At 70.7% G+C, this 21,830-nt stretch carries 16 protein-coding genes; 7 read left to right on the top strand and 9 right to left on the bottom strand.

All coding sequences use genetic code 11. The features are described 5' to 3' along the window. The 3 genes from AB0958_RS18480 (at position 1) to AB0958_RS18470 (ending at position 3,506) form a co-directional block, all read left to right on the top strand. The gene (locus AB0958_RS18480; RefSeq protein WP_366891486.1) at positions 1-2,079 is read left to right on the top strand and encodes a carbohydrate-binding module family 20 domain-containing protein; all 2,079 of its coding nucleotides are present in this window, start codon (positions 1-3) and stop codon (positions 2,077-2,079) included. A 118-nt stretch (positions 2,080-2,197) separates the two neighbouring features. Beyond that, the gene (locus AB0958_RS18475; protein ID WP_366891485.1) at positions 2,198-2,671 is read left to right on the top strand and encodes a transposase; all 474 of its coding nucleotides are present in this window, start codon (positions 2,198-2,200) and stop codon (positions 2,669-2,671) included. Then, positions 2,637-3,506 carry a transposase gene (locus AB0958_RS18470; protein ID WP_366891496.1) on the top strand — a complete coding sequence of 290 codons (870 nt, stop codon included), beginning with the start codon at positions 2,637-2,639 and terminating at the stop codon, positions 3,504-3,506. Before AB0958_RS18475 ends, AB0958_RS18470 begins: the two co-directional genes overlap by 35 nt. 42 nt (positions 3,507-3,548) lie before the next feature. On the opposite strand, the gene AB0958_RS18465 is transcribed toward AB0958_RS18470, so the two are convergent. Further along, on the bottom strand, positions 3,549-4,325 hold the full coding sequence (locus tag AB0958_RS18465) for a glucose 1-dehydrogenase (protein ID WP_366891484.1): 777 nt from the start codon (positions 4,323-4,325) through the stop codon (positions 3,549-3,551). Positions 4,326-4,411: 86 nt separating this feature from the next. On the opposite strand from AB0958_RS18465, the gene AB0958_RS18460 reads away from it, so the two are divergent. Beyond that, on the top strand, positions 4,412-5,314 hold the full coding sequence (locus AB0958_RS18460) for a helix-turn-helix transcriptional regulator (protein WP_366891482.1): 903 nt from the start codon (positions 4,412-4,414) through the stop codon (positions 5,312-5,314). Here AB0958_RS18460 and AB0958_RS18455 read toward each other — a convergent pair. The 5 genes from AB0958_RS18455 to AB0958_RS18435 all read right to left on the bottom strand — a co-directional run bounded on the left by AB0958_RS18455 (position 5,290) and on the right by AB0958_RS18435 (position 11,995). Continuing rightward, positions 5,290-6,663 (bottom strand): alpha-amylase family protein, encoded by a 1,374-nt coding sequence (locus AB0958_RS18455; RefSeq protein WP_366891481.1) that lies wholly within the window; start codon positions 6,661-6,663, stop codon positions 5,290-5,292. The genes AB0958_RS18460 and AB0958_RS18455 overlap by 25 nt on opposite strands. 138 nt (positions 6,664-6,801) lie before the next feature. Then, on the bottom strand, positions 6,802-8,463 hold the full coding sequence (locus AB0958_RS18450) for a glycoside hydrolase family 13 protein (RefSeq protein ID WP_366891480.1): 1,662 nt from the start codon (positions 8,461-8,463) through the stop codon (positions 6,802-6,804). 219 nt (positions 8,464-8,682) lie between these two features. After that, positions 8,683-9,591 carry a carbohydrate ABC transporter permease gene (locus AB0958_RS18445; RefSeq protein WP_366891479.1) on the bottom strand — a complete coding sequence of 303 codons (909 nt, stop codon included), beginning with the start codon at positions 9,589-9,591 and terminating at the stop codon, positions 8,683-8,685. Between the two features lie 13 nt (positions 9,592-9,604). Beyond that, entirely contained in the window at positions 9,605-10,609 is a 1,005-nt protein-coding gene (locus AB0958_RS18440) for a sugar ABC transporter permease (protein WP_366891478.1), read from the bottom strand. 111 nt (positions 10,610-10,720) lie between these two features. Next, the gene (locus tag AB0958_RS18435; protein ID WP_366891477.1) at positions 10,721-11,995 is read right to left on the bottom strand and encodes an extracellular solute-binding protein; all 1,275 of its coding nucleotides are present in this window, start codon (positions 11,993-11,995) and stop codon (positions 10,721-10,723) included. A 383-nt stretch (positions 11,996-12,378) separates the two neighbouring features. Between AB0958_RS18435 and AB0958_RS18430 the strand changes: the two genes are divergently transcribed. Beyond that, positions 12,379-13,416, top strand: coding sequence for a LacI family DNA-binding transcriptional regulator (locus AB0958_RS18430; RefSeq protein ID WP_366891476.1), 1,038 nt, complete (start codon positions 12,379-12,381; stop codon positions 13,414-13,416). 107 nt (positions 13,417-13,523) lie between these two features. After that, positions 13,524-14,465 (top strand): phosphatase PAP2 family protein, encoded by a 942-nt coding sequence (locus tag AB0958_RS18425; RefSeq protein WP_366891475.1) that lies wholly within the window; start codon positions 13,524-13,526, stop codon positions 14,463-14,465. 383 nt (positions 14,466-14,848) lie between these two features. Here the strand turns inward: AB0958_RS18425 and AB0958_RS18420 are convergent, their stop codons facing one another. Both AB0958_RS18420 and AB0958_RS18415 read right to left on the bottom strand, forming a co-directional pair. Further along, the gene (locus tag AB0958_RS18420; protein ID WP_366891474.1) at positions 14,849-16,423 is read right to left on the bottom strand and encodes an amidohydrolase; all 1,575 of its coding nucleotides are present in this window, start codon (positions 16,421-16,423) and stop codon (positions 14,849-14,851) included. A 29-nt stretch (positions 16,424-16,452) separates the two neighbouring features. After that, positions 16,453-17,913, bottom strand: a complete 1,461-nt coding sequence (locus AB0958_RS18415; protein ID WP_366891473.1) for an APC family permease — start codon at positions 17,911-17,913, stop codon at positions 16,453-16,455. Between the two features lie 178 nt (positions 17,914-18,091). Here AB0958_RS18415 and AB0958_RS18410 point away from each other — a divergent pair, with 178 nt between their 5' ends. Further along, positions 18,092-18,694 (top strand): TetR/AcrR family transcriptional regulator C-terminal domain-containing protein, encoded by a 603-nt coding sequence (locus AB0958_RS18410; RefSeq protein WP_366891472.1) that lies wholly within the window; start codon positions 18,092-18,094, stop codon positions 18,692-18,694. 125 nt (positions 18,695-18,819) lie between these two features. On the opposite strand, the gene AB0958_RS18405 is transcribed toward AB0958_RS18410, so the two are convergent. Beyond that, the gene (locus tag AB0958_RS18405; protein ID WP_366891471.1) at positions 18,820-21,813 is read right to left on the bottom strand and encodes a bifunctional [glutamine synthetase] adenylyltransferase/[glutamine synthetase]-adenylyl-L-tyrosine phosphorylase; all 2,994 of its coding nucleotides are present in this window, start codon (positions 21,811-21,813) and stop codon (positions 18,820-18,822) included. Between the last annotated feature and the right edge of the window lie 17 nt (positions 21,814-21,830).

Here is a 21,830-nt window from a genome sequence, read left to right as displayed (position 1 = left end):
ATGACCACCAGACACCGCCCCCCGGGTGTCTTCCGGCGCAGCGCCGGCGCGCTCGCCGCGGGTGCCCTGGCACTCGCGGGCCTGATCGCCCTGCCGGCCCCGGCCGCGCAGGCCGACACCACGGCCAAGGGCGATGTGATCGCCAACCTCTGGGAATGGAACTGGAACTCGGTCGCGAAGGAGTGCACCGACGTCCTCGGCCCGGCCGGGTACGGCGCGGTCCAGGTCGCCCCGCCCTCCGAGTCCCTCAAGCAGTCCGACTTCTACTGGTGGGACGTCTACCAGCCGTACTCGTACTCCCTGAACAGCCGCTTCGGCACGGCGACGCAGTTCGCCTCCATGATCAGCACCTGTCACGCGGCGGGCGTGAAGGTCTACACCGACGCGGTCATCAACCACACCGCCGCCCAGACCGGCACCGGCTACGACGGCACCACGATCACCGACAAGTACGACACCCCGGACTGGGACCCGAGCGACTACCACACCTCCGCCGACTGCCCCACCTCCGACCTGACCATCCAGGACTACTCCAACCTCACCCAGGTCCAGAACTGCGAACTGCTGGGCCTGCCCGACCTCAAGACCGGCGCGGACAACGTCCGTTCGGGGATCGCGGCCTTCCTCAACAAGCAGATCGCCCTCGGTGTCGACGGTTTCCGGGTGGACTCGGCGAAGCACATCCCGGCGACCGACCTGGCGGCCGTCGTCGCCAAGCTGAACACCACCACGTCGGGCGCGACGCCGTACGTCTTCGACGAGGTCTACCCGGGCTCGACCCCGCAGCCCGGCGACTACTACGGCTCCGGCGACGTCCTGGACTTCACCTACGCGAGCAAGCTGAAGTCGGCCTTCCAGGGCAACGTCAGCGACCTGGCGTCACTGTCCTCGTCCGGCATCCTGCCCGCCGCCGACTCGGTGTCCTTCGTGACCAACCACGACACCGAGCGCAACGGCCTGCACATGTCGTACAAGGACGGCGACACCTACAAGCTGGCGAACCTCTTCGAACTCGCCTACAAGTGGTCGACGCCGACCGTCTACGCCAGCTGGAAGTGGACCCAGAGCGACCAGGCCCCGCCGAACTCGTCGGGCTTCGTGACGGACACGGACTGCGCCGGCGGTTCCTGGTACTGCCTCGACCGTGACACCGGGGTCGTCGGCATGGTCGCCTGGCACAACGCGGTCGACACGGCGGCCGTCTCCAACTGGCAGACCATGTCCTCGAACGTCATCGGCTTCGGGCGCAGCGGCGCGGGCTTCTTCGCCCTCAACAACGGCTCCTCGTCCGCCACCTACACCTTCACCACCGGCATGGCCGACGGCACGTACGCGAACGTCGTCGACGGCGGCGCCACCAAGGTCACCGTGTCCGGCGGCAGCGCGACCCTCACCATCCCGGCGAAGAGCGCGATCGCCTTCTACAACTCCTCCTACACCTGCACGGTCGGCTGCGCCGGCGGCGGCAGCGGCGGCGGCTCCACCTCCACGGTGACCGCGACCTTCAACGAGTACGCGTCCACCACGAGCGGCACCGACGTCTACGTGGTCGGCTCCATCGACGCCCTGGGCGCCTGGGACACCTCGAAGGCGGTCCGGCTCTCGTCCGCCGGATACCCGATCTGGTCCGGCGCGGTGAACGTGCCGATCAACACGTCCTTCACGTACAAATACATAAAGAAAGACAGTTCCGGCAATGTGATCTGGGAGTCGAACGCCAACAGAGCGGCGGCCACCACCACTTCGGCGGTCTCCCTCGACAACTCCTGGAACGTGGCGAACACCGACGCCACAGACGTCACCTTCAACGAGTACGCCACGACCGACTACGGCACCAACGTCTATGTCGTCGGCTCCCTCGCCTCCCTCGGCTCCTGGAACACCGGCGGCGCGATCCCGCTCTCGTCGGAGACCTACCCGACGTGGCGCAAGCTGGTGATCGTCCCGAAGAGCACGACGTTCACTTACAAGTTTCTCAAAAAGGACAGCTCCGGGACGGTGACATGGGAGTCGGGCACCAACCGCTCCTACACGACCGGCACCTCGTCGGGCTACACCACCAGCGACACCTGGAAGTAGCCGCGAAAGCTCAACAGTTGCGGACGGGCTCTCGTCGGCGTACGTCGATGAGAGCCCGTCCGCCCGTCCGTTTCTCGAAGCCGTGACCGATCCACATCAGCATCGTTGAACCAGTCGCATGAAAGCCGACAGGGGACGCAAATACCGTCTGTACCCGACCCCGGGGCAGGAGGAAGTCCTCACCGCATGGGGGCACTCGGCACGGGCCTTGTGGAACGTGGCGCTGGAGCAACGTCAATACGTCTACAGGCAGCGGGGTGTAACACTGCGTTCCACGGAGCAATGCCGTTCACTCACGGCCGCGCGGGCCGAGGTCGACTGGCTGCGGAAGCTTCCGGCGACCGCGGGCCAGCAAGTACTGCGCCAGTTGGACCTCGCCTACGACAACTTCTTCAACCCGGCACATCCGGCGGGGCATCCGCGCTTCAAGAAGCGCGGCAGCCGCATGAACTTGTCCTTGCCAGGCCAAACGGTCAAGGTACGCAAACTCAACCGACACTGGGCGGAAGTTCAGGTTCTCAAGATCGGCTGGGTGCGGTTTCGTCTGTCGCCGCGCCCTGGGAGGGACGCTTCGCAACATCACGATCAGTAGGAACGGTACCGGCTGGCACGTCTCGTTCGGTGTTGCCACGGGAGCCGAGCCGGCGCCGCCGCTCGACAGGCCCGGCTGCGGAGTGGATTTCGGGGTCGCGGCCTCGGCGTATGTATCCACGGAGGAACGACCGAGGTTGATGCCTCGGACGCTCTCTACATCGGAGCAGGCTCGACTCAAACACCTCGAACAGAAGAAGGCCCGGCAGATCGCGTACGCCAAGAAGCACCAAGGAGGTCGCTACAGCAACCGGCTCCGTCGCACCATCGAGCAGATCGCGAAGATCGAGGCTCGACAGGCCAACCGTCGACGAGACTTCACGCACAAGCTCACCACCGACCTCGCCAAGAACCACGGATACGTCGGCATCGAGGACTTGAGCGTGCGGAACATGACCAAGAGTGCCAAGGGAACTGCCGAACAGCCGGGCAGCAAGGTGAGGGCCAAGGCGGGGCTGAACCGCTCGGTCCTCGACAACTGCCCAGGTGAGCGCCGTCGGCAGCTTGACTACAAATGCCGGATGTACGGGTCGGAGCTGAGGGTGGTTCCTGCCTTTCACACCTCCAACACCTGCGGGAATCCCGACTGCGGACGGGTCGATCCGAAATCGCGGCCGGGATGTGGCCGAGTCTTCGTCTGCGTCCACTGTGGATTCGAGGACGACGCCGACCACAACGCCGCAGTCGAGATTCACTCCCGAGCCCGCCGGACGGGTGGCTCGGTCATCAACAGCACGCGCAGACGCCCTTCGGCGTCGAGTCCCGGCCAGGTCCGGAGGCGGATGCGTGAAACCCAGCCCCCTGTTCCAGGTGGCAACGGGAATCGCAGCCGCTGAGCGGCGGCGAGAATCGTCAAAAGTTCGTTAAGAAGGATTTGTTCATGCGCCCGCTCCCCCGTCCACCTGGAGGATCGCGCCGTTCACGAAGGAGGCGCGGTCGCTCAGCAGCCACGCGGCCGCCTCGGCGATCTCGGCGGGGTCGGCCATGCGGCCCAGGGGGTTGGTGGCCTCGATACGGGCGAGGACGCCGGGGGTGGCCGCCTCCCAGTCGCGGAGCATCTCGGTGAGGGTGCCACCGGGGGCGACGGCGTTGACGCGGATGCCCTCGGGGCCGTAGGTGGCGGCGGCCGACTCGGTGAGGCTGTTGACGGCCCGCTTGAGGGCGCCGTAGACGGGCAGGACCGGGTTGGCGCGCAGGCTGCCCACGGAGGAGTTGTTGACGATGGCACCGGTGCCGGCGGTGGCCCTGACGGCGGCGACCTGGGCGGTCATGGCCAGCCAGACGCCCTTCAGGTTCACCGCGGTGACCTGGTCGAAGTCGGCCTCCGGCAGTCCGTCCAGGGGGCCGGGCGGCTGCCCGACGGCGCCGTTGTTGAAGGCGATGTCGAGGCGGCCGTAGACCTCCACCGTACGGTCGACGGCGGCGCGCACGCTCACCGCGTCCGCCAGGTCGCACACCGTGTACTCGGCGGTGCCGCCCGCCGCCCTGATCTCGTCCGTGACCGTCTTCAACTCGTTCTCGGTGCGGGCCGCGAGCAGGACCCGGGCGCCCTCCCTGGCGAAGAGCCGGGCCGCCGCCGCGCCGATGCCGCGTCCCGCGCCGCTGATGAAGGCGACCTTGCCGGCCAGCAGGCCGGTGGTGAGTGTGTTGTCCATGGCCCCGAGCCTGCGGCCGGCCCCCGGGCGCATCCAGGCACAGGCAGTACCTGGATGACGCGGGGCGGGTGACGCACACTGAGGGCGTGGACAGGGAAGAACTGGCGGCGTTCCTGCGCAGCCGGCGGGAGCGGATCTCCCCCGCCGAGGTGGGGCTGCCCCGTGGCCCCCGGCGTCGGACGCCGGGGCTGCGGCGCGAGGAGGTGGCGCAGCTGGCGTTCATCTCCACCGAGTACTACACGCGGCTCGAACAGGCACGGGGGCCACGTCCGTCGCGGGAGGTGCTGGGCGGGCTGACGCGGGCCCTGCGGTTGTCGGACGCCGAGCGCTCCCACCTCCACCATCTCGCCGGGGCTCCGCCGGGGCCGCCGCCCGGTCCCGAGCGCGAGGTGCGGCAGAGCCTGCTCGACCTGCTGCGGCGGCTCCCCCAGGCCGCCGCCTTCGTGACGTCCGCGACCTTCGAGGTGCTGGCCTGGAACGACCTGGCGGCCGCCCTCATGGAGGACTTCTCCGCGCTGCCCCCACGGGAACGCAACCTCGTGCGCCGCGCCTTCCTCGGCCCGCGCCCGAGGGGCAGCGGGCCGTACGCGGGCAGCGGCCCGTACGCGGGCGACAGGCTGTACGGGGTGTCGGACGTGGACACCTTCGCAAGGCTCTCGGCACAGCGGCTGCGGGCCGCCGCCACCCGCTACCCCGACTCACCCGAGGTGACCGGACTGGTGTCCGAACTCCTCGCCGGGAGCGAGGAGTTCAGACGGCTGTGGGAGTCCCACGACGTGTCGGCGGCGCCCACCCTGTGCAAGACCTTCCAGCATCCGGTGGTGGGTCCGGTCACCGTCAACTGTGACGCCCTGGACATCGCCGACCGCGACCAGCAGGTCGTGATCTACACCGCCACCCCGGGGTCACGCTCCGAGGAGGCGCTGCGACTGCTGTCGGTGATCGGGACGCAGCGGATGGATCCTCAGCAGGCCGACTTCCCGGCGTAGATCGCCAGCGCGGTGTTCGCGCCCAGGGTGGCCGTGAACTGACCGCTCGAGTTCACCGTGACGGCGGTGTTGTTCTGCACGTTGCAGTACGTGCCCGCCGGCAGTGACGTCTGGTAGGTCCGGGTCAGGGAGTTCGGCTCGTGGTTGATGGCGACGTACCCCTTCGCGCCGCGCCCGAAGGCGATCGCGTCGGCGCCGTCGTCCCACCAGTTCGTCATCGCCTGGCCGCGCACGGCGTTGTGGAAGGCGACCATGCGGATGATCTCCGGCCAGGCGTGCTGGCACTTCCAGCCGTCCTGCCAGCAGGCCTTCACGACACCGTTGTTCGGCGGACCCGCGTCGACGTCCGACCACTCGTAGCCGGAGTTGATGTCCGGGGCGCCATAGGGGTGGGCGAGCATGAAGACGTTGGCGAGCGTGTAGTTCGCACCGTCCTTGTAGTTCAAAGTGCTGCCGTTGCGCTCGGTGTCGTGGTTGTCGACGAAGACGCCGGCCACCGAGCTGCTCAGGTACCCCCAGCCCTCGCCGTAGTTCTTCAGGTAGGCGAGGTTCTCGTCGTTGAAGACGCGCTTGAGGTCGTAGGCGTAGCGGAACTCCTGGACGTCCCCGTTGCCGGTGTACTCGGTGGGCTGGACCGCCTCGCCCGCGCCGTAGATGACCTCCTGCTTCCAGTACACGGAGGGGTTGGTCAGCCGGGTCTTGATGTTGGCTAGGTCCTCGGCCGGGATGTGCTTGGCCGCGTCGATGCGGAAGCCGTCCACGCCGAGGCCGAGCAGGTCGTTCAGGTAGCCGGCGATGGTCTTGCGGACGTACTCCTCGCCGGTGTCCAGGTCGGCCAGGCCGACGAGTTCGCAGTGCTGGACGTTCCAGCGGTCGGCGTAGTTCGAGACGGGGGAGGTGCAGTCGTCGAAGTCGTACGAGGAGTACAGGCCGGGGTAGTCGTACTTCGTGTACGACGAGCCGCCGGTGCCGGTGCCGCTGCCCGCCGACATGTGGTTGATGACCGTGTCGACGACCACCTTCACGCCGGCCGCGTGGCAGGTGTTCACCATGTTCTGGAAGGACGCACGGTCACCGAGCCTGCCGGCGATCTTGTACGACACCGGCTGGTACGACGTCCACCACTGCGAGCCCTGTATGTGCTCGGCGGGCGGGGAGACCTGGACGTATCCGTAACCGGCGGGGCCGAGGGTGCTGGTGCACTCCTTGGCGACGGAGCCGTAGTTCCACTCGAAGAGAACGGCGGTGACGTCCTTGGTGCCGGGCGGGGAGGCCGACGCGATGGACGGGGTCATGACAACGCTACAGGCGGCCAGCGCCAGTGCGGTGGAGAGGGTCTTACGTGCCATGTGGGGTTCCTTCACCATTGAAGGTTCTTGCAGAAACCTTGCTGAAACCTTGCGGTTGCGCAGATGTTAAGGGCCCGCCACCCAGTTGGGTAGCGGGCCCTGTGAAGTTGCCGCAATAAATTACTGTGTGACGACCCGTCAGCCGGTCGTCCACCACACCGTCGTGTCGGCCGGCACCTTGGCCTCGCCGTCGGCCTCGGTCAGCTCGCCGCTGGCGAGCAGCACCCTGCCGTACGCCGGGACGGTGACGGACTCCCCGCCGGTGTTCGCCACGCACACGAACTCCCCGCGCCGGAAGGCGAGCACGCCCTCGGGCGCGCGCAGCCACTCCACCGCGTCGCCCGCGCCCAGGTCGGGCTGGGCACGGCGGACCGCCAGCGCGCTGCGGTACAGCTCCAGCGTTGAACCGGCCACCCCCGTCTGCGCCTCCACGCTCAGCTCGCCCCAGCCGGTGGGCTGCGGCAGCCAGCTGCCCCCGGATCCGAAGCCGTACGACGACCCGTCCCGCGTCCACGGGATCGGCACCCGGCAGCCGTCGCGGAACCCGTCCTGGCCCGCGCCCCGGAAGTACGCGGGGTCCTGGCGGACCTCGTCGGGCAGGTCCACGACGTCGGGGAGGCCGAGTTCCTCGCCCTGGTAGACGTAGGCGGAACCGGGCAGCGCCAGCATCAGCAGGGTGGCCGCCCGCGCCCGGCGCAGACCCAGCTCCCGGTCACCGGCCAGCCGGATCTGGGTGCCCAGTCCCGGCGGGTTGGCGAACCGGGTGGCGTGCCGGGTGACGTCGTGGTTGGAGAGGACCCAGGTGGCGGGGGCGCCGACCGGGCGCATCGCCTCCAGCGTGCGGTCGATGACCTCGCGGAGCGAGGCGGCGTCCCACTCGGTGCTCAGGTACTGGAAGTTGAAGGCCTGGTGCAGTTCGTCCGGGCGGACGTAGTTGGCGGTGCGCTCGACGGTCGGGGTCCAGGCCTCGGCGACGAAGATCTGCTCACCCGCGTACTCGTCGAGGACCAGCCGCCACTGGCGGTAGACCTCGTGCACGCCGTCCTGGTCGAAGAACGGCATGACATCGTTGCCCAGCAGCTTCAGCTGGTCGGCCCCGCCGAGGTCCGGGAGCCCCTCGGCCTTCACCAGACCGTGCGCGACGTCGATGCGGAAGCCGTCCACGCCCATGTCCAGCCAGAAGCGCAGGATGGAGCGGAACTCGTCGCCGACGGCGGGGTGTTCCCAGTTGAAGTCGGGCTGCTCGGGGGCGAAGAGGTGGAGGTACCACTCGCCGTCCGCCACCCGGGTCCAGGCGGGGCCGCCGAAGATGGACTCCCAGTCGTTGGGCGGGAGTTCGCCGTTCTCGCCCTTGCCGGGACGGAAGTGGTAGCGGTCCCGCGACGGCGAGCCGGGGCCCTCCGCCAACGCCCGCTTGAACCACTCGTGCTGGTCCGAGGAGTGGTTGGGCACGAGGTCGACGATGATCCTCAGGCCCAGCTCGTGGGCGTCGCGGATCAGCGCGTCCGCGTCCAGCAGGTTGCCGAACATCGGGTCCACGGCCCGGTAGTCGGCGACGTCGTAACCGGCGTCGGCCTGCGGGGAGGCGTAGAAGGGGCTGAGCCACACCGCGTCGACGCCGAGGTCACGCAGGTACGGGAGTCTGGACCGCACGCCCGCCAGGTCCCCCATCCCGTCGCCGTTGCTGTCGGCGAAGCTGCGCGGGTAGACCTGGTAGATCACCGCGTCCCGCCACCAGTCACGGCGTCGGGCGAGGGTGGTGGTCGGGGCCGGGTCGGCGGCGGAATGCTGCTGGCTCATGGCGTCCTTGAGGCGTCGTAACACGGTCATCGGGTCAGAGGTGGGTGCGGGTGGTGGGGCGGCCGTGGTCACAGCGGGGTCGGATGGAGACCACGGCCGCCACCCCGCGCCCGAGGGGCAGCGCCCCGAAGGCGCAGCGCCCGAAGGGGCGCGGGGAACTGCGCGACCAGCCGCAATGGCGCCGCAGACGAGCGACGGCCTTCGCGGCTCAGCCGACGGTCATCCCTTGGTTCCGCCGGCGGTGAGCCCGGTCACCAGGTTCTTCTGCACGAGGTAGAAGAACACGGCCACCGGTATCGCGATCAGCACCGCGGTCGCCGTCATCAGGTTCCGCTGCGCGTCGTGCTCGCTGATGAAGCTCTGCAGCCCCACCGCGAACGTGTACTTGTCGTCGCTCAGCATGAACGTGGAGGCGAAGGCGACCTCGCCGAACGCGGTGAGGAAGTTGTAGAACGCGGCGACCGCGAGCCCTGGCTTGGCCAGCGGCAGGATCAGCCGGGCGAAGGTGCCGAACGGCGAGAGCCCGTCGACGCGGCCGGCCTCGTCGATCTCGAAGGGGATCGTGTCGAAGTAGCCCTTGAGCAGCCAGGCCGTGTACGGCACGACGGTGGTGCAGTAGACGAGGATCAGTCCGAGGTAGCTGTCGATGAGGCCGAGGTCCGAGAGGATCTGGTACATCGGCACGATGAGGACGGCGATCGGGAACATCTGCGTGACCAGCAGCAGCCACATGAACTTCCGGTAGCCGGGGAAGCGCATGCGGGAGACCGCGTAGCCGGTGGTCGAGGCGAGGATGAGCCCGATGACCGTGGTGCCGCCGACGACGATCATCGTCGTCCTGAACCAGTCCCAGAAGCCGGTGTGCTGGAGGACGAAGGAGTAGTTGCTCAGCGTCATCTTGTGCCAGATGCCGCTCGGGTGCAGGTAGTCGTCCTTGTCCGGGCCGAGGGAGAGGAAGATCAGCCAGCCGACGGGGAAGAACGCGACCAGGCCGGCGATGCCCAGGACGCCGTGGGTGACGGCGGTGCCGAGCGGGCCGCGCTCGCCGCGGCCGCGGACGCGGCGGGTGCCGGACACGGGGGTCTCCTCGGCGACCTGGGCGGAGGTCTGGACAGTGGTCGTACTCATGAGAACTCCTGCCTCAGATCGCGAGCTGCTGGTCGTTGCGGTTGAGCCAGCGGCGGTAGAAGGAGGTGAAGACGATCAGGATGGCCAGCAGCAGCATGCCGTAGGCGGCGGACTGGGCGAAGTCGCGCGGCTGCTGTCCGAAGCCGAGGAAGTAGGCCCAGGTGACCAGGATCTGGGCGTCGGGGGCGGTGTTGCCGAAGAGCAGGAAGATGACGGCGAACTGGTTGAACGTCCAGATGATGCCGAGCAGGACGACCGTGGAGCTGACGGACCTCAGGCCCGGCAGGGTGACGTACCGGAAGCGCTGCCAGGCGCTCGCGCCGTCCATCTCGGCGGCCTCGTACAGCGTGCCGTCGATGGCCTGGAGGCCGCCGAGCAGCGAGAGCATCATGAACGGCACACCGCACCAGGTGTTGACCAGGATCGCCGCGGCCCGCTGCCAGAAGGTGTCCTCCAGCCAGTCGGGTTGTGGCAGGTGGAGGAAGTGCAGGGCGCTGTTGACGATGCCGCCGTCGGCGAGCATGAACCGCCAGCCGAAGACGGTGACGAAGGTGGGGACCGCCCAGGGCAGCACCAGGACCATGCGGTAGAAGGTGCGCCCGCGGAACTTCTCGTTGAGGAGGAGGGCGAGGCCCAGGCCGATCGTGTAGTGCAGGGTGACGCAGAGCGCGGTCCACACGATCGTCCACAGGAAGTGGGACCAGAAGCGGTCGTAGGACGTCGGGCCGAACAGGATGTCCTTGTAGTTGTCCAGGCCGATGAACTTGTAGGTGGCGTCGATGTGGTTGACGCCGATGGTGCGGGCGGTGTTGAGGCTGTCGGCGTCGGTGAGCGTCAGGTAGAAGCCGTACACCAGGGGGTAGATGACGAGCGCCCCGAGCACGACGGCCACGGGGGCGACCATCACGTACGCGTACCAGTGTTTCTGGTAGCCGTTCCTGATCCGCTGGCCCAGCCCGGGGCGGGGCGCGCGGTCACCGTGGCGTTTGCCGGTCGCGCGGTCGATGGCGACTGTCATGGTTCGACACCTTCTGGAAAATCCGGGGAGGGCGGGCTGGCGGGCTGGGCACAGGCCGGCGGCCGCCGGAGCACTCCCCCCTGAACAGGGCGCTCCGGCGGCCACGCGGGCTTACTTGCTGAAGTCGGGGACGAGCTTCTCGATCCCGAGTTCGGCGGTGCTCAGGCCCTTGTCCAGGGACTCCTTGCCGCCGGCGACCTTGGTCAGCTCGGTGCCGACCGGGCCCCACAGGGAGGAGTACTCGGCGAGCGCGGGGCGCGGCTGGGCGGAGGAGAGGACGGCCTGGTAGCCGGCGATGCCCGGGTCGGCCTTGACCTCGGCGGTGTAGGCGTCGGCGCGGGTCGGCAGGGTGGAGTTCTTCAGGGCGATCTCCGTCTGGGTCTTCGCGGAGGTCATGAAGGCGACGAACTTCTGGGCCGCTGCCTGGTGGGCCTTGTCGATGCCCGCGTAGATGGACAGGTTGTGGCCGCCGGTCGGGGCGCCCGCCTTGCCGGTGGAGCCGGCCGGGACGGTGGCGATGCCGAGGTTGGACTTGTCGCCGAAGGCGGAGCCCTTGTAGAAGTTGGTGATCTCCCAGGGACCCTCGATGGTCATGGCGACCTTGCCGTTGACGAAGGCGTCCTGGCGGTGGGCGTAGGCGTCGGCGGTGGTGTCCGCCTTGTGCAGGCCCTTGCCGGAGTAGAGGCCCAGCCAGGTCTGGTAGCCCTTCTTGGCCGCCGCCGAGGTGATGGTGATCTTCTTGGCGGCGGCGTCGACCATGTCGGTGCCCTCGCCGTAGAGGAAGGGCTGCGTGTAGTACGCGGCCTCGGGGCCCCAGTAGCCGGTGGTCCCGGTCTTGTCCTGGATCTTGGCGGCGTCGGCCTTGACCTGGTCCCAGCTGGTGGGGGCCGCGGTGATGCCGGCCTTCTTCAGCAGGGCCTTGTTGTATACGAGGGCCAGGGTGTCGGTGACCAGCGGGACGCCGTAGGTCTTGCCCTCGTACTGGGCCTGGGTGATCAGGCTGGACTGGAACTTGTCCTTGTCGGCGAGGGCGGCGGTGCCGTCCAGCGGCAGGAAGTAGCCGGCCTTGGCGAAGGCGGGCGTCCAGCCGACCTCGGAGCGCAGCACGTCGGGGGCGCCCTTGCCGGACTGGGCGGCCGTGTCGAACTTGTTCTGCGCCTGGTCGAACTGGACGTCGACGTAGTTGACCTTGATGTCCTTGTTCGCGGCTTCGAACTGCTTGACCAGGGCCTTGTACGTCGGCGACTCGTTGGTGGCGTTGGAGGTGTCCCACCAGGTGATGGTGACCGGGCCGTCCGACTTGCTGTCGCTTCCGCTCCCGCCGCACGCCGTCGCCGTGAGGGCGAGGGACGCCACCAGTGCGGAGGCCGCTATGCCACGCCGCATGAGTTCTCCTTGAGGGTTAAGCCCGAGTGATGCGGGGGCGGTCCCGTCCGCCGTCCCGCTGTCGTGCCGACTGCGCCGTTGCTGCGGCGGCCGGGCGTCAGGGAACGTAACAGCGATGTAAGCCTTGCGAAAGACCTTGCAGCAAAAAAGTGCAAGAGATCTCCGAAGTTATCCGGGCGTGACCTGTCGGCGACCGCCATGAGACGCTTGTTTACGGCGGTAGAGCGGTACGGCGGCCACTTGTGCAAGACTCTGCAAGCTCTTGCCGTCACGTTTCAGTAGGGAGTGGGATGACGCAGCAGCCCAGGACGGGCCGCCCCCCAGGCCGCATCAGGCGCCCGATCGGTGTGCAAGGGGACATACGGCCGGTACAGTCCAGTGCCGTGACCACACGGCTTGCCGACATCGCAGCGCAGGCGGGGGTGAGCGAGGCGACGGTGAGCCGGGTTCTGAACGGGAAGCCGGGCGTCGCCGCCACCACCCGCCAGTCCGTGCTCGCCGCCCTGGACGTCCTCGGCTACGAGCGTCCGGTACGGCTGCGCCAGCGCAGCGAGGGCCTGGTGGGCCTGATCACCCCTGAGCTGGAGAACCCGATATTCCCGGCCCTGGCCCAGGTCATCGGGCAGGCGCTGACCAGGCAGGGCTACACCCCCGTGCTCGCCACCCAGACCCCCGGCGGGTCCACGGAGGACGAGCTGACCGAGATGCTGGTGGACCGCGGGGTCGCGGGCATCATCTACGTCTCGGGGCTCCACGCGGACACCACCGCCGACATGCAGCGCTACGAGCGGCTGCGGGCGCAGGGCGTGCCGTACGTCCTGGTGGACGGTTTCTCGCCGAAGGTGCAGGCGCCGTTCATCTCCCCCGACGACCGGGCCGCGATGACGCTGGCCGTCACCCACCTCGCCTCCCTTGGCCACACCCGGATCGGCCTCGCCCTCGGCCCGAAGCGGTTCGTGCCCGTGCAGCGCAAGATCGACGGCTTCGTACGGGCGATACAGGACCAGCTGGGGCTGGGCGCGGAGGAGGTCGAGAGGGATCTCGTCCAGCACTCGCTGTACACCCTGGAAGGCGGTCAGGCGGCCGCCACGGCGCTGATCGAGCGCTCCTGCACGGCGATCGTCTGCGCCAGCGACATGATGGCCCTCGGGGCGATACGGGCGGTCCGCCAGCGTGGCCTCGACGTCCCCCGGGACGTCTCCGTCGTCGGCTTCGACGACTCCCCGCTGATCGCGTTCACCGATCCGCCCCTCACCACCATCCGCAAACCGGTCCCGGCGATGGGGCAGGCGGCGGTGCGCACGCTGCTGGAGGAGATCGGCGGTACGCCCGCCCCGCACAGCGAGTTCGTCTTCATGCCGGAACTGGTCGTACGGGGGTCCACCGCGTCGGCTCCGGGGGAGCGCGCCCACCGGGCCTGACCGGGCTCCGATACCTGCGCAGTAGTCGCCACGCCGTACAACATGCGTCGTGCACCCGACCTTGGGATGATCTGTCGAAGACGTCTTTTCTGGCAGACTCTGTGCCTATGAGTGACTCGACCGTGACACAGCCGGAAGGTCGCGAACAACAGACCCTTCCGCGGACCGTCACGAGCGAGGGCGGACGGCGTCTCCTCGGGAGACTGCGCAGTCCGCGGCGGCCCCGGCTCTGGTTCGAGATCCTGCTGATCGCGGTGAGTTACTGGACCTACTCGCTGATCCGCAACGCGGTACCGGAGCAGAAGGCGCAGGCCCTGCGGAACGCCGACTGGATCTGGCGTACCGAGCACCGGCTGGGGGTCGCCGTCGAGGAGTCGGTCAACCATGCCGTGAACTCGGTGTCTTGGCTGATCATCGGCATGAACTACTACTACGCGACGTTGCATTTCGTGGTGACGCTCGGGGTGCTGGTGTGGCTCTTCCGCAGCCATCCCGGCCGGTACGCGGCGGCCCGCCTCGCGCTCTTCGCGACGACGGGTGTGGCCCTGCTCGGCTACTACCTGTTCCCGCTCGCCCCGCCCCGGCTCATGAACGGCGGCCGCTTCGTCGACACGGTGACGGTCCACCACACCTGGGGTTCGATGGCCTCGGGCGACCTGAAGCACATGTCGAACCAGTACGCCGCGATGCCGTCCATGCACATCGGCTGGTCCCTGTGGTGCGGCCTGACGATCTTCGCCCTGGCGTCGGTGCCCTGGGTGCGGGTCCTGGGCCTGCTCTACCCGGCGGCGACGTTGCTGGTGATCGTGTCCACGGCCAACCACTTCTGGCTGGACGCGGTGGGCGGAGCCCTCTGCCTGGCCTTCGGCCTCACCCTGTCCCGCGGGTGGTACGGCGCGTGGCCCTACGGACTGCCCCGAAGGCCGACCGCCACGGCCCCGCCGCGATGCACCGCCGCGGCCGAACGCCGTAGCGGCGGCGAGAAGGGAACCGACGGGGGAACGGACGGCCCCCGAACAACCGAGACCCGAAAACAACCACACGGCTGACAACAGGGGCCGCAACCCCGCAGGCCTCTCCGACCGCCGCGACGGAGCACGCCCGAGACGGCAACAGCCGCCGGAAGCGAAGTCACCGCCCCCGCGCACTCCGCCACGACGGCGCCCAGCCGAAACGGCGACGACCGGCGGTGCCGAAGCCCGCTCGGCCCGCCGATCCCGAACCGAGCACCATCCCCCCTGCACCAGCCGCCCCCCAATCCCACCGCCACCGCGCACGGCCGAACCGGCGGCGGCCACCGGCGGAGCCGGAGTTTGCTCGGCCCGCCGATCCCGAACCGAGCACCATCCCCCCTGCACCAGCCACCCCCCAATCCCACCGCCACGGCGGCTCAGGCGTTTGCTCGGGCTCGTGCTTCTCAGGGGCCGGGGTGTCACTTGTCGCGGTGTACCACGTGTCCGCCGGTCACCGTCAGGCGTACCGGTGCCTCGGTGAGTTCGTCCGGTGGGGTGGTCAGGGGGTCCAGGCCTAGTGCGGTCAGGTCGGCTCGGTAGCCCGGTGTGATGCGGCCCGCGGTCCGCGTCTCCCCGGCCGCGCGCGCCGCGTGGGTCGTGCAGCCCTCCAGGGCCTCCAGGGCCGTCAGCCCCGCCCGTGCCGACGCCGCTCCGCGGGGTGCGCGGGCGGTCGCGAGGACCGCCCGCGCGTCGTAGTGGGCGATCGGCCAGTCCGAGCCGAGGGCGACCGTCGCCCCCGCGTCGCGCAGGTCACGCAGCCGCCAGGCGTGCCGGGCGCGGGCGGTGCCCAGCCGGCGGGACCACTCGTCGGTGCCGTCGGCCCGGGTGTATGCGGTGTGCGGCGGCTGCATGGACGCGGCCACCCCCAGCTCCGCGAACCGGGGCAGCAGGTCGTCCGGCGCCGTCTCGATGTGCTCGATGCGGTGCCGGCCCGCCGCGCCCGCCCCCAGCCCCGCAACCACGTCCAGGACGTGCCGTACCGCGGCGTCCCCGATCGCGTGCGTGGCCGTGCGCACCCCGGCCGCGTGCAGGTGCCGTACGGCGGCCGCGTAGGCGTTCGGGTCGGGCCAGAAGGCCGCCGTCCCCTGCCCGTGGCAGTCCGCGTGCTCCAGCCAGGCGGTCCCCCCTTCCACGGTGCCGTCCATGAAGAACTTCACCCCGCCGACCGTCCAGTGCCGGCCGCCCCGCCCCTGGGCCGCGACCAGTTCCGCCAGCCCTGCCTCGTCGACGCCCGGCATGCACCAGGGCGCGAAGCGCAGCCGCAGCGGCAGGACGGTCTCCTCGGCCACCGCCCCGACCAGCTCGGCGTCCCCCGCGTCCATGACGTGCGCCCCGGTCAGCCCGGTCGCGGCCATGGCGGCCAGCAGCTCCACGAGCCGCCGTCGGCGGGCCGCGTGGGACAGGCGGGGCATCACCCGTTCGACCAGCTGCATCGCCGCGTGCTCGATCAGGTGCCCGGTGGGGCGGCCGTCGGCGTCGCACACGATCCGCGACCGCTGCTCGAAGGCCCGCGCGCCGGTCACCCCCGCCGCGGTCAGCGCCGCGCCGGTGGCGAGCGCCGAGTGGCCGTCGTACAGCCGCAGGAAGGCGGGGGCGCCGCCGAGTACGTCCTCGACGAGCGCGCGGTCCACCGGTCGTCCCTCGAACGCGTTGTGGTCGAGGCCGAAGCCGATCACCCAGCCGTCGACGCGCTCGGCCCCGGCGAGCGCAGCCCGCAGGGCCGCCAGTCCGGTCACCCCCGACAGGTCGGCGCCGGCCGCCATGTCCAGGCCCCACACGGGGTGGCTGTGCGCGTCCACCAGTCCCGGTACCAGATGGGCGCCGTCGAGGTCCACGACCTCGGTGCCGGGCCCCCGCCAGGCGGACACGTCCCGTTCGTCGCCGACGGCGGCGATCAGCCCGTCGCGCACGGCGACGGCGGTGGCGCGGGGCCGGGCGGGGTCGAGGGTGCGGACCTCGGCACCGGTGAGGACCAGGTCGGGGGCGGTGGTCATGGCGGGCTGGGCTCCTTGGTTGCGTACGGTCATGCGGTGGCGTCGGCGGGCTCGGCCGCGAAGTCCGCGTACACGGCGGGCCGTCGGCGGCGCAGCCACCATGCGAGGCCGAGACCGGCGACGAACACGGCGGGCGCGATCAGGATCAGCAGGGTGTTGACCGCGTCCGACGCGCCGGTGAACAGGTCGATGTGGGTGATGACCAGGCCTATGGCGGTGGCGAGCAGGACGGCGGCGACGGTCGGGGCGAGCACGGTGCGCACCACGCCCTCCTGGTGCCGGACCCGGCGGAAGTAGCAGGGCACGGCGATCGCGGCGAGCAGCTGGAGCACGAACAGGCCGATCATCCCGGGGGTGTTGACCCACAGCAGCAGCTGGTCGTACGGGTCGGCGCCGGCCGCCCAGAAGCCGACCACGACCACCAGGCCGACCACGGTCTGGGCGACGCCGGCCCAGTACGGGGAGCGGTGGCGGGGGTGGATCGTGCCCAGCCGTCGCGGCAGCACACCCTCCTCGGCGAGCGCCAGGGCGTACCGGTTGATCGCGTTGTGGAAGGCGAGGAGGGAGGCGATGATGCTGGTGACGATGAAGACGTGCATCAGGTCGGCCGCCCAGCCGCCGACGTAGCGGGTGATGGCGGTGAAGAAGAGGCCGCCGGGGTCCTTGGCGGCGGCCGCGATGACGTCCCGGTCGCCGAAGGCCTGGACGACGATCCACACCATGAAGGCGTAGAAGAGGCCGAGGAACGCGACGGCCACGTAGGTGGCGCGTGGCACGGTGCGCTCGGGGTCGCGGGCCTCGCGCCGGTAGATGACCGTGGACTCGAAGCCGGTGAAGGCGGCGAAGGCGAAGGCGAGGACGACGGCCGTACCGGAGACGAAGACGTGGTCCGGGGCGAAGGAGGCGGCCGACAGTCCGTGCGCGCCGCCCTTGACCAGCACCCCGCCCGCGAGCAGGACGAGGATCCCGGTCTCGGCGACCAGCAGCACGCCCAGCACCTTGGCGCCGAACTCGATGGACCGGTAGCCGCCGTAGCCGATGAGGAGCAGTCCGGCGAGGGCGATCGGCAGCCAGGGGACGTCGACGCCGAGGAGGGCCTTGGCGGTGTCCCGGCCTGCGCTGCCGAGCAGGCCGTAGACGCCGATCTCCATGCCGTTGTAGCCGATCAGCGCGAGCAGGGCGGCGCCGATGCCGACCGGGCGGCCGAGGCCGCGGGTGATGTACGCGTAGAACGCGCCGCCGCTCCTGATGTGCCGGCTCATGGTGGTGAAGCCGACGGCGAAGACGGCGAGGGTGATGCCGGCGACGAGGTAGCCGGCCGGGGCCCCGATGCCGCCGAGCAGGACGGCGAGGGGGGCGACGCCGGCCATCACGGTGAGCGGGGCGGCGGCGGAGATGACGAAGAAGGCGATGTCGGCGGTGCCGAGCGAGCCGGAGCGGAGGGTCGCCGTGGCAGGCGGCGTGGTCTCCTCGCGAGCGGTGACGGACATGGAGGGGAGCCCTTCGAGCGCAGCGGACGGGAGGGTTCCGGGCGTGCGGGGTGACCGGCGCTACCGGGGCAGGGGCTGCCCCGGACCCGTAAATCTAAAGGCTTTCGGTTTCGGCAATGTAGCCTCCTCCTGGACATCCGGGAAGACCCGTTTCACACCTTCGGGGGAGAGCAGACTGATGGGACGGCCGCGCACCCCGCTCCTCGACCGGGAGCGGATCACCACGACCGCATTGCAACTCGTGGACGAGCAGGGCGACTTCAGCGTCCCGGCGATCGCGAAGCGGCTCGGCACGCAGACCGGCTCGCTGTATCACCATGTGGACGGCCGGGACGGCATCGTCGAACTGCTGCGGGAGCGGGTCGCCTCCGCGATCGACCCGTCGACCCTGGACCTGGCCCCCTGGGACACCGCCCTGGAAGCATGGGCCCGCTCCTACCGGGCCGCGTTCGCCGCGCACCCGAGGGCGATCCCGCTCCTGATGACGTCACCGGTGCGCGCGCCCCGGGTCCTGGAGCAGTACGAGCGCGCGGTCACGGTGCTGCTGGCGGCGGGCTTCGCCGCGGCGGACGTGATGCCGCTGCTGATCGCCGTGGAGAACCTGGTCCTCGGCTCGGCGCTGGACCTGTCGGCCCCGGAGGCGATGTGGGAACTGACGGCCCGGACCCCCACCCCACACCTGGCGGAGGCGCTGGCGGCGGTGGGCGAAGGCCGTGCGGACCGGGCCTTCGAGGTGGGTCTGACGGGCCTCATGAACCACGCGAGAGCGTTGCGCCCTTGACGTGCGTCCCCTTGACGCGCCCCGAAGGGGCGCTGGGGGTACCCCCGGCCGAAGGCTGGGGGAGGAACTGCGCGAGCAACCCCTACGCACCCGCACCCGCACCCGCACCCGAAAACCGCTACTCCCTAGGCGCCGTAGAAGAGCTCCTCCACGACCGCCCGCGCCCGGCGCGCGGTCCGCCGGTACGCGTCCAGCATGTCCCCCGCGTGCCCGTCCCCGTACCCCAGGTACCGCCCGACCGCGGCCAGCTCCCGGCTCTCGGTGGGAAACGTGTCCCCCGCCCGTCCCCGCACCAGCATCACGGCGTTGCGCACCCGGGTCGCCAGCACCCACGCCTCGTCCAGGATCGCGGCCTCCTCGGCCCCCAGCAGCCCCGCCGCCTCGGCCGCGGCCAGCGCCGCCCGGGTCCGGGTGGTCCGCAGCCCCGGCTCGGCCCAGCCGTGCCGCAGTTGCAGCAGCTGCACGGTCCACTCGACGTCGGACAGCCCGCCCGGTCCGAGCTTGGTGTGCAGCTTCGGGTCGGCGCCACGCGGCAGCCGCTCGGACTCCATGCGTGCCTTCAGCCGCCGGATCTCACGCACCGCGTCCTCGCCGAGCCCCCGCGCCGGGTACCGCAGCGGGTCGATCAGCTCGACGAACCGGCGCCCCAGCTCCTCGTCCCCGGCGACCGGCTCGGCGCGCAGCAGGGCCTGCGACTCCCACCCGAGGGACCAGCGCCGGTAGTACGCCTCGTAGGACTTGAGGGTGCGCACCAGCGGCCCGGACTTGCCCTCGGGGCGCAGGTCCGCGTCGATGAGCAACGGCGGGTCGGCGCTGGGGATCTGGAGCAGCCTGCGCATCTCGGCGACGACCTTGTTGGCGGCGTCGGCGGCCTCCCGTTCGTCCACGCCCTCCCGCGGTTCGTGCACGAAGACGACGTCCGCGTCGGAGCCGTAGCCGAGTTCGTGGCCGCCGAACCGGCCCATGCCGATCATGGCGAACCTGGTGGGCAGGGTGTCGCCCCAGCCGTCGCGGACGACCGCGCGCAGGGTGCCGGCGAGGGTGGCCGCGGTCAGGTCGGAGACCGCCGCGCCGACCCGGTCCACCAGGGCGCCCTGGTCGGCCTCGGCGGGCTTGGTCTCGGTGCCGTAGGAGTCGACGATGTCGGCGGCGGCCGTGCGGAACAGCTCCCGGCGGCGCACCCCGCGCGCGGCCCGCACGCCGTCCTCGGCGTTGTCCGCGCGGCGGACGGCGGCCAGGATCTCCTGCTCCAGCGGACCGCGGCCGCGCGGCTCCAGGCCGCCCCCGTCGCCGTCGCCGAGCAGGGCCACCGCCTCCGGGGCGCGCATCAGCAGGTCGGGGGCGAGGCGGCCGGCGGAGAGCACGCGCGCCAGGTTCTCCGCGGCGGCCCCCTCGTCCCGGAGCAGCCGCAGGTACCAGGGTGTCTTGCCGAGCGCGTCGGAGACCTTGCGGAAGTTCAGCAGGCCCGCGTCCGGGTCGGCGGAGTCGGCGAACCAGCCCAGCAGGACGGGCAGCAGGGTGCGCTGGATGGCGGCCTTGCGGGTGACGCCGGAGGCGAGCGCCTCCAGGTGGCGCAGGGCGGCGGCCGGGTCGGTGTAGCCGAGCGCCACCAGGCGTTCCCGGGCCGCCTCGGCGCTCAACCTGGTCTCACCGGGCGCGAGTTGGGCGACGGCGTCGAGCAGCGGGCGGTAGAAGAGCTTCTCGTGCAGGCGCCGTACGACGCCCGCGTGCCGCTTCCACTCGCGGGTCAGCTCGGTCACCGGGTCGGTGCGCAGGCCGAGCGAGCGGCCGAGGCGGCGCAGGTCGGCCTCGTCCTCGGGGACCAGGTGGGTGCGGCGCAGCCGGTAGAGCTGGATGCGGTGCTCCATGGAGCGCAGGAAGCGGTAGGCCTCGTCGAGGCGGGCGGCGTCGTCCCGGCCGACGTAGCCGCCGGACGCGAGGGCCTGGAGCGCGTCCAGGGTGGTGCCGGAGCGCAGCGAGGCGTCCGCCCTGCCGTGCACCAACTGCAGGAGCTGGACGGCGAACTCGACGTCCCGAAGGCCGCCAGGACCGAGTTTCAGCTCGCGGTCGATCTCGGCGGCGGGGATGTTCTCCACCACCCGGCGGCGCATCTTCTGCACGTCGACGACGAAGTTCTCGCGCTCGGCGGCCTTCCAGACCAGGGGTTCGAGCGCGGCGACGTACTCCGCGCCGAGGTCGAGGTCGCCGGCGACCGGGCGGGCCTTGAGCAGGGCCTGGAACTCCCAGGTCTTGGCCCAGCGCTGGTAGTAGGCGAGGTGGCTGCTGAGGGTGCGGACGAGGGGGCCGTTGCGGCCCTCGGGGCGGAGGTTGGCGTCGACGGGCCAGATGGAGCCCTCCACCGTCGTCTCCGAGCAGATCCGCATCATGTGCGAGGCCAGCTTGGTGGCGGAGCGCAGCGCCTTGGCCTCGTCGGCCTCGCCCGCGGCCTCGCCGACGAAGATGACGTCGACGTCGGAGACGTAGTTCAGTTCGTGGCCGCCGCACTTGCCCATGGCGATCACCGCCAGCCGGCAGCGGGCGGCGTCCTCGGGCGCGGCGCTCTCGGCGAGCGCCAGGGCGGCGCGCAGGGTGGCGGTGGCGAGGTCGGCGAGCTCGGCGGCGGTCTCGGCGACGTCGGTGGTGCCGCAGACGTCGCGGGCGGCGATGGACAGCAGGCAGCGCCGGTAGGCGACCCGGAGGGAGACGGGGTCGCCGGCCTCGGCGAGGCCGCGTTCGAACTCGGCGACGCCGGGGTGCAGGTCGCGGGGCTCGTAGGTGACCAGGGCCTCCCAGTCGCGCGGGTGCCGGGCGAGGTGGTCGGCGAGGGCGGCGGAGGCGCCGAGGACGCCCAGCAGCCGGTCCCGCAGCGGCTTGGCCGCTATCAGGGTGTCGAGCAGCTCACGGCGGGCGGTGGGCCCCGGCTGGGCCTCCAGGAGCCGTACCAGGCCGTGCAGGGCGAGGTCGGGGTCGGCGGTGGCGCCCAGGGCTTCGAGGAGCACCGGGTCGTCGCGTACGGCGGCCAGCTCGGCGCTGTCCAGCAGCCGCTCGGCGGCCGAGGCATCGGTGAAGCCGTGCCGCAGCAGTCGCGTGAAGGTACTGCTCCTGCGCCCCGGCGTCATCTGCGGCCTCCCCTGGG

Origin of the sequence: Streptomyces sp. NPDC006655 (assembly GCF_040703965.1) — a bacterium.
Classification (GTDB): Bacteria; Actinomycetota; Actinomycetes; order Streptomycetales; family Streptomycetaceae; genus Streptomyces.
Note: the sequence above shows the minus strand (reverse complement) of the source record. Positions and strands in the feature narration are given on the sequence as shown.

Bases quoted from the DNA above. Each gene is read 5' to 3' on its own strand.
- AB0958_RS18405 (WP_366891471.1), bottom strand. From the start codon at position 21,813: ATGACGCCGGGGCGCAGGAGCAGTACCTTCACGCGACTGCTGCGGCAC.
- AB0958_RS18415 (WP_366891473.1), bottom strand. From the start codon at position 17,913: ATGTCCGTCACCGCTCGCGAGGAGACCACGCCGCCTGCCACGGCGACC.
- AB0958_RS18450 (WP_366891480.1), bottom strand. From the start codon at position 8,463: ATGAGCCAGCAGCATTCCGCCGCCGACCCGGCCCCGACCACCACCCTC.
- AB0958_RS18455 (WP_366891481.1), bottom strand. From the start codon at position 6,663: ATGGCACGTAAGACCCTCTCCACCGCACTGGCGCTGGCCGCCTGTAGC.
- AB0958_RS18410 (WP_366891472.1), top strand. From the start codon at position 18,092: ATGGGACGGCCGCGCACCCCGCTCCTCGACCGGGAGCGGATCACCACG.
- AB0958_RS18420 (WP_366891474.1), bottom strand. From the start codon at position 16,423: ATGACCACCGCCCCCGACCTGGTCCTCACCGGTGCCGAGGTCCGCACC.
- AB0958_RS18480 (WP_366891486.1), top strand. From the start codon at position 1: ATGACCACCAGACACCGCCCCCCGGGTGTCTTCCGGCGCAGCGCCGGC.
- AB0958_RS18465 (WP_366891484.1), bottom strand. From the start codon at position 4,325: ATGGACAACACACTCACCACCGGCCTGCTGGCCGGCAAGGTCGCCTTC.
- AB0958_RS18445 (WP_366891479.1), bottom strand. From the start codon at position 9,591: ATGAGTACGACCACTGTCCAGACCTCCGCCCAGGTCGCCGAGGAGACC.
- AB0958_RS18425 (WP_366891475.1), top strand. From the start codon at position 13,524: ATGAGTGACTCGACCGTGACACAGCCGGAAGGTCGCGAACAACAGACC.
- AB0958_RS18435 (WP_366891477.1), bottom strand. From the start codon at position 11,995: ATGCGGCGTGGCATAGCGGCCTCCGCACTGGTGGCGTCCCTCGCCCTC.
- AB0958_RS18475 (WP_366891485.1), top strand. From the start codon at position 2,198: ATGAAAGCCGACAGGGGACGCAAATACCGTCTGTACCCGACCCCGGGG.
- AB0958_RS18440 (WP_366891478.1), bottom strand. From the start codon at position 10,609: ATGACAGTCGCCATCGACCGCGCGACCGGCAAACGCCACGGTGACCGC.